General features: G+C 67.4%; 10 protein-coding genes and 1 pseudogene. 3 read left to right on the top strand and 8 right to left on the bottom strand.

Annotated features, from left to right (window positions below; genetic code table 11):
- Both CEX87_RS14725 and CEX87_RS14720 read right to left on the bottom strand, forming a co-directional pair.
- Window positions 1-250: pseudogene (locus tag CEX87_RS14725) on the bottom strand (HNH endonuclease signature motif containing protein); the annotation flags it as partial.
- A 64-nt stretch (window positions 251-314) separates the two neighbouring features.
- Window positions 315-1,520: a glycosyltransferase family 4 protein gene (locus CEX87_RS14720; RefSeq protein ID WP_082962206.1), complete on the bottom strand. Its 1,206-nt coding sequence runs from the start codon at window positions 1,518-1,520 to the stop codon at window positions 315-317.
- Window positions 1,521-1,653: 133 nt separating this feature from the next.
- Here CEX87_RS14720 and CEX87_RS14715 point away from each other — a divergent pair, with 133 nt between their 5' ends.
- The gene (locus tag CEX87_RS14715; protein WP_068200611.1) at window positions 1,654-2,325 is read left to right on the top strand and encodes a DsbA family protein; all 672 of its coding nucleotides are present in this window, start codon (window positions 1,654-1,656) and stop codon (window positions 2,323-2,325) included.
- Between the two features lie 4 nt (window positions 2,326-2,329).
- Here CEX87_RS14715 and CEX87_RS14710 read toward each other — a convergent pair whose 3' ends face one another.
- The 3 genes from CEX87_RS14710 to CEX87_RS14700 are packed head-to-tail and all read right to left on the bottom strand — an operon-like array spanning window position 2,330 to window position 5,357.
- Complete coding sequence (locus CEX87_RS14710) at window positions 2,330-2,869, bottom strand: DUF3592 domain-containing protein (RefSeq protein WP_068200608.1); 540 nt, start codon at window positions 2,867-2,869, stop codon at window positions 2,330-2,332.
- 53 nt (window positions 2,870-2,922) lie between these two features.
- Window positions 2,923-4,572, bottom strand: coding sequence for a 2-succinyl-5-enolpyruvyl-6-hydroxy-3-cyclohexene-1-carboxylic-acid synthase (gene menD / locus CEX87_RS14705; RefSeq protein WP_068200677.1), 1,650 nt, complete (start codon window positions 4,570-4,572; stop codon window positions 2,923-2,925).
- Window positions 4,573-4,574: 2 nt separating this feature from the next.
- Window positions 4,575-5,357, bottom strand: coding sequence for an alpha/beta fold hydrolase (locus tag CEX87_RS14700; RefSeq protein WP_068200675.1), 783 nt, complete (start codon window positions 5,355-5,357; stop codon window positions 4,575-4,577).
- A gap of 126 nt (window positions 5,358-5,483) precedes the next feature.
- On the opposite strand from CEX87_RS14700, the gene CEX87_RS14695 reads away from it, so the two are divergent.
- Together CEX87_RS14695 and CEX87_RS14690 are read left to right on the top strand one after the other, a co-directional pair.
- The gene (locus CEX87_RS14695; RefSeq protein WP_068200607.1) at window positions 5,484-6,683 is read left to right on the top strand and encodes an FAD-binding domain; all 1,200 of its coding nucleotides are present in this window, start codon (window positions 5,484-5,486) and stop codon (window positions 6,681-6,683) included.
- Window positions 6,684-6,730: 47 nt separating this feature from the next.
- Window positions 6,731-7,201: a MarR family winged helix-turn-helix transcriptional regulator gene (locus CEX87_RS14690; RefSeq protein ID WP_068200605.1), complete on the top strand. Its 471-nt coding sequence runs from the start codon at window positions 6,731-6,733 to the stop codon at window positions 7,199-7,201.
- A gap of 12 nt (window positions 7,202-7,213) precedes the next feature.
- On the opposite strand, the gene CEX87_RS14685 is transcribed toward CEX87_RS14690, so the two are convergent.
- From CEX87_RS14685 to CEX87_RS14675, 3 genes are read right to left on the bottom strand one after another with little or no spacing between them, the layout of a single operon-like run.
- Complete coding sequence (locus CEX87_RS14685) at window positions 7,214-7,723, bottom strand: nitroreductase family deazaflavin-dependent oxidoreductase (protein WP_068200603.1); 510 nt, start codon at window positions 7,721-7,723, stop codon at window positions 7,214-7,216.
- A 23-nt stretch (window positions 7,724-7,746) separates the two neighbouring features.
- Window positions 7,747-8,472 carry a DJ-1/PfpI family protein gene (locus CEX87_RS14680; RefSeq protein ID WP_064419105.1) on the bottom strand — a complete coding sequence of 242 codons (726 nt, stop codon included), beginning with the start codon at window positions 8,470-8,472 and terminating at the stop codon, window positions 7,747-7,749.
- Between the two features lie 15 nt (window positions 8,473-8,487).
- Window positions 8,488-9,447, bottom strand: a complete 960-nt coding sequence (locus CEX87_RS14675; RefSeq protein ID WP_064419127.1) for a GlxA family transcriptional regulator — start codon at window positions 9,445-9,447, stop codon at window positions 8,488-8,490.
- Window positions 9,448-9,488 lie beyond the last annotated feature (41 nt).

Here is a 9,488-nt window from a genome sequence, read left to right as displayed (position 1 = left end):
GGACCCTCAACACCTCTTTCCACGATTTGGCACCCATCTGTTGCGGCGTCGCCTCGGTCTGCAGGCGGGCGAGCAAGCGGTGACTCATCGCGGGGAACTGGCAGCCGAGACCTTCGAGCTCATCAAGTGCGGTGACCAGATCGGGGCGGGTCAGCAAGTCGACCTCACAGGCGGCCACCTTCTCGTAGGCGGCACGCAACGCGGTGATCGCGTCCTGCAGGTCGCTTCCCGACATACCTCGAACATACATTCGACCACTGACAAAACAGGCCTGCAGAACGGTCGCGCGATTGATCAGCACCCGAGGTCGACGGTTACGCACTCTCGCTGGGGCGCGACCGTGCGCGAAGTGACGAATTTCCGCGGCGTGTCGGGTGCAGACGCGCACCGTCGCGGGAATGGGGAGGGCCGGATACGGCGATCACGTCCTGGTAGTGACCGAGGAGTTCGTCGCAGATCGCCGGCCAGGTGCGGGTCAGCACGCTGCGGCGCGCAGCGATTGAATACCGGTGCCGCTCGGCGATCAGATGCTCGACGGAATCGGGCAGGCGGGCCTCGAACTCGTCGACCGCCAGCAGCAATCCGGTGCGATAGGGGACGACGAGATCTCGCGGACCACCAGCGTCCGGGGCGATGACCGGCAGGCCCGACGCCATCGCTTCCTGCACGGCCTGGCAGAAGGTCTCGTGCTCGCCGGGATGCACGAACACATCCATGCTCGCGTACGCCGCGGCCAGTTCCCCGCCGTACAGGGCGCCGGTGAAAACCGCTGAGGGAAGAAGGCTTTGAAGCTTGGTGCGGTCGATACCGTCGCCGACGACGACCAGCTGCATATCGTCACGGCGTGCGAGCACCGCCAGCCGTTCGAGGTGCTTTTCCGGCGCGAGGCGACCGACGAACCCGACGATCGGCTTACCGTCGGGCGACCACCGCCGCCGCAGCGCGTCGTCGCGCGCCGACGGCACAAAACCGGTGATGTCCACACCCCGTGCCCACTTGTGCACACGCGGAATACCGTGCGCCGTCAGGTCTTCCATCGCGGCGGTGGACGGTGCGAGATTCCGGTCGGCTCGACTGTGCAGATGCCGTGTCCACGCCCACGCGGCGCGGGAGGCGAAGCCGACACCATAGCTCTCGGCGAATCCGGCGACGTCGGTCTGGAATACGGCCACGGTCGGGATACCGAGGTGGCGCGCGGCGTGCAGGCCGCCGTACCCGAGCAATGCAGGTGACGCCAAGTGCACGATGTCGGGATCGAAACCCCGTAGCACACCGACGATCCGGGGCCTGGGTACGCCGAGGGGCAGCGAGGTGATCTTCGGAAACATCCGCGAGGGCACGCGGTGAACGCGGACGCCGTCGTGCACGCGTTCGGCGGGCGGTTCACCGCGCGGTGTGTCGGGAGCGATGACAAGGGCTTCATGTCCGGTGCGGCGCAGATGCTCGATCACCCGCAGGACCGAGTTGGTGACGCCGTTGATATTCGGGAGGAACGATTCTGCGACGATTGCCACGCGCACGACCGAATAGTCTCAGCGCAGCCTGTCGCCAAGGTTGCGCCCAGGAATATGGCACGCGAAAAGCTGGTGCGCCAACGGGTGCTGCGGCGCGCTCACGTCGAGTATCGTGCGCACCAGAGAAAGGGCGGTTGACATGCGGTTCTCGCGGGCACTGGTGGTTTTGACGCTCACTGTGCTGCTCGCCGCCGTCGGCTGCACCAACCATGTCGCCGGCACCGCCAAACGCGATCCCGCCCAGGCCCCGCTGAAGGTCAGCGAAGACGGTTTCGGAGTGGTGGCCGGATTCGACGACGCACCGGTCAGAATCGAGATCTTCACCGAGCCGCAATGCACCCATTGCGCGGATCTACAAGCCGATTTCGGCGATCAGCTCGCCTACTACATCGGGGTCGGCCAACTCAACGTCACGTACCGGCCGCTGATCTTCCTGGACGAGGCGACCGACGGCCACTCGTCGCGGGTGAGCAACGCGCTGTTCCTCGCCACCGGAAGCGGCGCGACCGGCACCCAGTTCCAGAGGTTCGTCGAAGAGCTTTGGGCCAACCAGGATCCGGGCGGACAGGGCCCGAGCGACGAGGAGATGGCCGACATGGCCAGCGTGGCTGGCATGCCCGACAAGGCCGTCAAGCGGGTTGCCAGCGGCGGATCCGCGGTGAACATCGCCGAGATGGACGAGAGCAACTTCGGCTTCCTGTTCGATGTCGATCCCTTGGCCACCGGCACGCCGACCGTCTATGACCTCGTCACCGGCGAGAAGGTCGACATCTACGACAACGACTGGCTCGACAAGCTGATCCAGTCCTGATCGATCAGCTTGCGCTCGACAGCTCGGCTTCCCGATCCGACGTCAGACGCGGTGAGGTCCTGCGCTCGATCAGCGTCACACCGGCCAGTGCGGCACTGGCGATGAGCCAGCCGACGACGGCGATCGAACTCGCCGGGATGATCGCCAAGGCCGCGTTGCGGTGCTGCACGCGAACGAGATCCGGGTTGTTCGTGTCGTATTCGACGTAGATGTTCATCCCCGTCTCGAGCTCCGACGGATAGAGCACACCGAGTTCGGGACGGTAGGTGACGCGGTCGGGGGTGACGAACTCGATCGTCGACCGCCGGGGTCCGGCGTCGAGCACCTCGGCGGCGGCGACGCCCATGTGCCGCTCGATCTGGCGGTCATTGCGCCACGCGCCCAACACCATCAGCACCGACTGCAGGGTCACCAGGCATGCCGCGATCACGATGCCGACGCGGATCCGGCGAAACACCCGCTGACGGCGCGACTCGTCCGGGTCGGCGGTCAGCCGTGGCAGGAACCTACGCGCCCACCGGATCGGTTTCCTCAAGCGGTCCACGGCCGTCCGCCTCAACCCGGTTCCGCTCACCGAAGCTGAATCGTTCGCTCCGCTCACAGGGCAGCCTTGATCGACGCGTGCAGCGCCCTCAGCGACGACCGGTCGGCCTTCACCTCCAGCACCCGCATCCCGTCGTGGGGTTCGTCGAGCGCCTCGGCCAGATCGTCGGCCTCGAGTTGTCGGCTCTCGACGTGGTACGCCCGGCACAACGCGCCCACGTCGACGTCGTGCGGGGTACCGAAGATCCGCGATGACACGTCGGAGAACCGCGGGTCGCCCTGTTCGAGCAGTTCGAAGATGCCGCCGCCGTTGTCGTTGGACACCACGATGGTCAGGTTGCGCGGCGTCGGCTCCGTCGGCCCGATCAATAACCCCGAGCTGTCGTGGACGAACGTCAGATCACCGAGCAGCGCGATCGTGCGGTTCGACCCGCTCCCGCCACCCGCCCGCTCGTGGGCAAGCGCGGCCCCGATCGCTGTCGACACCGTCCCGTCGATACCCGCCACACCGCGATTCGAGCGCACCTTGACCCCGTGGGTGTCCAGGCCGACCAACGCGGCGTCACGCACCGGGTTCGACGCGCCGAGCACCAACTGGTCACCGGGCCGAACGGCCTCGGCCACCGCGGCGGCCACGTGCAGGCCGGTCTTGAGCGGATGCGCGCGCAGTTGGGAGTGGACCGCCTCCATCGCGTGGCGGTGCACCTCGGCACACCTGGCGAGCCACGCGGGGTCCGGTGCGCCCGTGGTGACGGCGCGGGTGCCGGTGGCCTGCGAGTTGCCCGACACGTCGGGCCAGCGCGGACCCGTAGTCAGCGCATACACCGGCACCGACGGGTCGGCCAGCAGCGCCGAGACCGGCCGGTGCAGTGTCGGGCGGCCGAGCATGATGACCTGTTTTGGCCGCAGTAGCCGCAGCGCGAAGGGGTGCAGCGGGTTGTCGGCGGGTGGCGCGGTCGGTTCGGCGACGGTCGGCAGCGCGGCCAGATTCGGATGCTCGCCCGCGCCGTGCCCAGCGATCACGACGGTGTCGGGTGTTAGGTCGATGTCGAGCGGCTGGTCAAATGACACCGGCGGCGTGTACGTCCACGGCTTGCCGCCGGGCCTGCCCTGCGGCACGTAGGTCACCGTCTCGTCGGCATCGGGCACGAGCGGCTCCCGCAGCGGGATGTCGAACTGCACGGGGCCCGCATTAGCGGACCGAGAGCCCTTGGCCGCCACGAGAATCCGACATACCGCCGAACGCCATTGCGCGTTGAGCACGTCGAGGTGTTCCGGGGATTCCTCGGCCAGGCCGAGGCTGATCGACGCCCGGACCTGCGTGCCGAAATACCCCAGCTGCTCGAAGGTCTGGTTCGCGCCGGTGCCCAGAAGTTCATAGGGGCGGTTCGCGCTCAGCACGACCAGCGGCACCCGCGCGTAGTTCGCCTCGACCACCGCGGGTCCGAGGTTGGCCACCGCGGTCCCCGACGTCATCGCGATGCAGACCGGGGCGCGCTCGGCGATCGCCAACCCGATGGCCAGAAAGCCCGCCGTGCGCTCGTCGATGCGGACGTGCAGCCGGAGCCGTCCTGCGCGGTCGGCGTCCTGTAACGCGAAGGCCAGCGGGGCGTTGCGCGATCCGGGGCACAGCACGACGTCCCGTACGCCGCCGCGAATCAGTTCGTCGACGACCACGCGGGCCTGCGCGGTCGAGGGGTTCACCACTACAGCTTATCGGCGAAGAAATCGAGCGCCGCTTTGTTGATCGCCTCGGGATGCTCGAGGAAGCCGAGGTGGCCGGCGTCGGGAATCTCCAGGTAGCGGCCCTTCGGGATCGCGTCGGCGACCTCGCGGCTCAGGTGCGGGGGCAAGACCAGGTCGTCGGCGAACCCGATGACCAGTGTGGGCGCCGTAATACTTCGGTAAGCAGGCAGCCGGTTGCCCTGCGGCCGGACCTCGATCTGCGCGCGCCCGCCGGGTGTGGGCTTGGTGGGCCACATGACGAACATGTCGATCCAGTCGCGGACCTTGGCGTCGTCGTTGAGCGTCTTGGGCGAGAAGCTTTCCAGCAGGCGTAGTTTCGCGTCGTATTTGGTGGGCAGCACCATGTTGGAAGCGGCGAGCTCGCGCTCGGCGTCGCGGAAGAACTCGCGGGTGCGGTCCTCGCGGCCGCGGGTGGCCATCAGCACCGCCCGGTCGACCAGGTCGGGCCGGGCCACCATCAGTTCCTGGGCGATGTATGAGCCCATCGACACCGACACGATGCGCACCGGCGCCGCGTCGAGCTTCTCGATCAGCGCCGCCGTGTCGGCCACCATCGTCTCGGTGGTGAAGCCGGTGGCGTTCTCGGTGGCGCCCACCCCGCGGTTGTCGAACGTGATGCAGCGGTAACCGGCGCGCTGGAACTCGGGCACCTGATGCAGGTGCCAGGTTCGGCCCGCACCGCCGTGACCGGCGATGAACAGTACCGATGGGCCGCTACCGCGATCGTCGAAGGCCAAATTCACCCGAACGACGGTACTCAAGTCCGCGAGCCGAGGCCGGTCCGGGCCCTTCGGAAGATCGTGCATCATGCACGACATGCGCATAGCATGAACATCTGAACCCCTCGATGACTCCGAGGAGGAAGACAAATGAAGATCGCAATCAGCGGCGCCGGTGTCGCCGGACCCGCATTCGCCCACTGGATGGTGCGCGCCGGCCACGACGTCACCCTGATCGAGAAGGCGCCGGCCTTTCGCACCGGCGGCTATCTGATCGACTTCTGGGGCCTCGGCTACGCCATCACCCAGAAGATGGGTATCGAGGACGACCTCCATGCGGCCGGCTATCGCGTACGCGAACTGCGCATCGCCGACGACAACGGCCGGGCGTCGGCCCGGCTTCGGGTCGATCCCATGCGCCGCGCGTTGCGCGACCGCTACATCAGCCTGACCCGCGGCGACCTGGCGGCTGCGATCTATCGGACCGTCGGGCCCGACATCGAGACCGTCTACTCCGAGAGCATCACCGCACTCGACAACCGGGCCGACGGCGTTACGGTCGCGTTCGAGCACCGCCCACCACGGCAATTCGACATGGTGATCGGCGCGGACGGGTTGCACTCCAACGTCCGGGCGCTGGCCTTCGGACCGGATGCGCGTTATGAGCACTATCTCGGCTGCCAGGTCGCGGCGTGCGTGCTCGACGGTTACCGACCGTGCGACGATCTGGTGTACGTGACGCACAACGTGCCCGACCGTCAGATCGGCAGGTTCACATTGTGCGGTGACCGCACCCTGGTGCTGTTCATCTTCCGCTCGCCGACACCCACCCTGCCCACAGACCTCGATTCCTGTAAAGCGTTGCTGCGCAGGGAGTTCGCCGACACCGGTTGGGAGTCTGCGCGGATTCTCGAGGCCCTCGACGGCGTCGAAGACATCTATCTCGACGTGGTCAGCCAGATCCGCATGGACAAATGGTCGATCGGCCGCGTCGGGCTGATCGGCGACGCGGCGGCGTGTGTCTCGCTGTTGGCGGGCGAGGGCACCGGGTTGGCCATCGCCGAGGCTTACGTCCTCGCCGGTGAGCTGACCCGGGCGGGCGACGACATCGGGGCCGCGTTCGAAGCTTACGAGAACCGGTTGCGCGGCTTCATCGACGCCAAACAGGACGGCGCGCAACGTTTCATCTCCTTCTTCGCGACCCGGACCAAGCTCGGTATCTGGTTGCGCAACTTGACGGTACGCACCATCGACATTCCGCCGGTCGGGAACCTGGTGATGGGCCGGATCCTGCGCGACGACATCGTCCTGCCAGAATACGAGCTGCCCGATATGAAGCCGCGACGATGACACACGCCGGCACAGGGTCGAATACCGTTGCGGGACGGGAGGAAGCGGTGCCGTCGACCAACCGGGCCGTCGAGGCCAAACTGTCGGAACTCGAGCGCGCGACCCGCGGGCTACTCGCGCTGAACGTATCCGCGCTCGAGCAGATGGAGCAACGCATCGGGCTCGCGCCGCTGCGCGCGCTGCAGGCCCTGGAGCGGCTGGGCCCGAGCCTGGTCACGGGGTTGGGCGACGACCTAGGACTCCTGCCGTCCACCGCGAGCAGGCTCAGCGACCGCCTCGCCGATGCCGGTTACATCACCCGTCGGGTCGCTCCCACCAACCGCCGCGCCACGCTGCTCGAGTTGACCGACGCGGGACGCGCGGTGCTCGACGAGCTGATAAGGCTGCGCGTCGAGGCGTTCGGCCCGGTGATCCGGCACATGACCGAGGCGGACATCGCGGCGCTGATGCAGGGCGCGGGCGCCTTCACCGCTGCCTATCAGGAGCTGACCGAGCGGTCACAGGCCGACGGCCGCTGAGGCCGCGACGAACTACGCCGAATCCGCCGCTTCGGTGAACGCGACGACCGGGATGCGCCGCTTTCCGGCGCGCTTCTCGTAATCGGCGTAGTTCGGCACGAACTGTTTGGCCAGGCCGAACAGACGGTCCCGTTCGGCTCCGGTGACCTCCTCGCCGATGAAGGTGCCCCGGTAGCCACGCGCGGACAGCGTCACTCGCGGACTGGCTTTGACGTTGTGGAACCACGCGGGATGCCGGTCGCCGCCGTAGTTGGAGGCGATGACGATCACACGGCCGGCATCGGTGAAGTAGGTCAGCGGCGTGCTGCGCTGTTGGCCGGTCTTGGCGCCGGTGTGAGTCAGCAGCACCTCGGGCATCACCAACGACATCGACACGCGGCCGTTGGTCAGGTTGATCACCGCGCGGTCCAGCCGCCATCCGATGCGACGCAGAAACCACCGTGACGGCCCCAGCCCCATCAAACGCGCGCCCGCACGGATGAACGGTGTCGGCGGATCGGGTCGTACTTCAGGAATCCCCACGGGTGCGAGGGTATCGCCGACCGCTAACGCGCCGAGACCGCCTTCCCACGGACCCGTTGCACTGCGGCGGTCCACAGCAACGCCGCCGTCGGGACGAGCTGTCCCTGTTTGACGGTGTCGCGGCTCAGCAGCGCCGATGCCGTCGCCTTGGTGGCGGCCGACGCCTTCGACAGGTGCCCGGAGTCGTAGGGCGGCTGCGGGTCGTATTCGATGACGAGCTGCACCGCCTTGGCCTTCGCGTCACCGGCGATCTGCCCGTAGAGCCACAGGCCGAGGTCGATTCCGGCCGACACCCCGGCGGCGGTGACGATCTTGCCCTCGTGCACCACGCGTTCATCGGAGACCGTGTCGACGCCGAACGGCTTGAGCATCGGCAGCGCCAGCCAATGCGACGTCGCGCGGAGCCCGTCGAGCAGACCCGCCGCGGCGAGGATGACCGAACCCGAGCACACCGATGTCGTCCACGTCGACGTCTCGTGGGCCGTGCGCACCCAGTCGAGCACCTTCTCGTCGCGGGCGTGCTGGAAGCTCGACAGTCCCCCGGGGATCAGGATGATGTCGGGCGAGGGCGTCTCGTCGAACGAATGGGTGGCGCCGATGAGCAGCACGCCCGAGTCGGCCTCGATCGGTCCCGGTTCATGCCAGACGAACCGCACCTCGGCGCCCGGTAAGTTGCGCAACACCTCGTAGGGTCCGATGAAGTCGAGTGCGGTGTAGCCGGGGTACACCATGATGGCGATCTGGGTCATGGGTCGTCTCCTGTCTCAGGCAAAGGTCTTGCGATATTGGTCGGGTGAAATACCAAGTCGGCGAACGAAGTTGCGCCGAAGTGACTCGGCACTGCCGAACCCGCAACGCGCGGCGATGACGGAGACGGTGTCGTCGGTCTCCTCGAGCTGACGGCGCGCGGCTTCGGTGCGGATCCGCTCGACGTAGGCGCCTGGCGCCTCCCCCACCTCCTCGGTGAACAACCGGGTGAAGTGACGCGGGCTCATCGCCGCGCGGCGAGCCAACTCCGTGATGCTGTGCACGCCACCGGGTTCGGTCTCGATGGCCTCCTGCACCTCGCGGATGGGGGCTTTCTTGGCGCGTGGCATCCACACCGGTGCGGCGAACTGCGTCTGCCCTCCCGGCCTGCGCAGGTACATGACGAGCCAGCGCGCAACCGTCTGCGCGGCATCGGTGCCGTGGTCGTCCTCGACGAGCGACAGTGCGAGGTCGATGCCCGCGGTGACACCGGCCGCGGTCCATATCCCGTCGTTGCTGCGCACGAAGATCGGTTCGGGATCGACTGTCACCGTCGGATATTCACGCGCCAACTGTTCGGTGAAGGCCCAGTGCGTGGTGGCGGTACAGCCATCGAGCAGACCGGCCTCGGCGGCGAGGAACGCGCCGGTGCACACGGTGACGACCCGTCGGGAATTCTGCGCGACGGTCTGGATCCAGTTGACCAGGTCGAGGTTGGTCTTGGCGTCGTGAACCCCGATGCCGCCCGGAAGGACGAGGGTGTCGATCGGTTCGCGCGGGTCCGGTAGCGGTTGGGCGACGAGCGCGAGACCCGTGCCGGTGGTCGCGGGTTCGCCGTCGAGGGTCACCACCTTGGCGTCGTAGCCCTCGCGACCCTTGTCCTGCAGATATCGGGACGCTCCCGTGAACACCTCAAAGGGACCGACCAGGTCGAGAGCCTGTACACCGGCAAAACCGAGGATCACCACCGATCGCATGAACCCAGTGTTGGCCACCCGGTCGATGGCGTCTAGGCCAG

The sequence above is a fragment of the Mycobacterium lehmannii genome, assembly GCF_002245535.1.
Lineage (GTDB): Bacteria > Actinomycetota > Actinomycetes > Mycobacteriales > Mycobacteriaceae > Mycobacterium > Mycobacterium lehmannii.
The sequence above is the reverse complement of the archived record's forward strand: the minus strand, read 5'-3'. Positions and strand labels throughout refer to the sequence as shown.

What these genes read in the sequence shown, in the direction of transcription:
- CEX87_RS14715 (WP_068200611.1), top strand. Translation starts at nt 1,654, where the DNA reads ATGCGGTTCTCGCGGGCACTGGTGGTTTTGACGCTCACTGTGCTGCTC.
- CEX87_RS14695 (WP_068200607.1), top strand. Translation starts at nt 5,484, where the DNA reads ATGAAGATCGCAATCAGCGGCGCCGGTGTCGCCGGACCCGCATTCGCC.
- CEX87_RS14680 (WP_064419105.1), bottom strand. Translation starts at nt 8,472, where the DNA reads ATGACCCAGATCGCCATCATGGTGTACCCCGGCTACACCGCACTCGAC.
- CEX87_RS14675 (WP_064419127.1), bottom strand. Translation starts at nt 9,447, where the DNA reads ATGCGATCGGTGGTGATCCTCGGTTTTGCCGGTGTACAGGCTCTCGAC.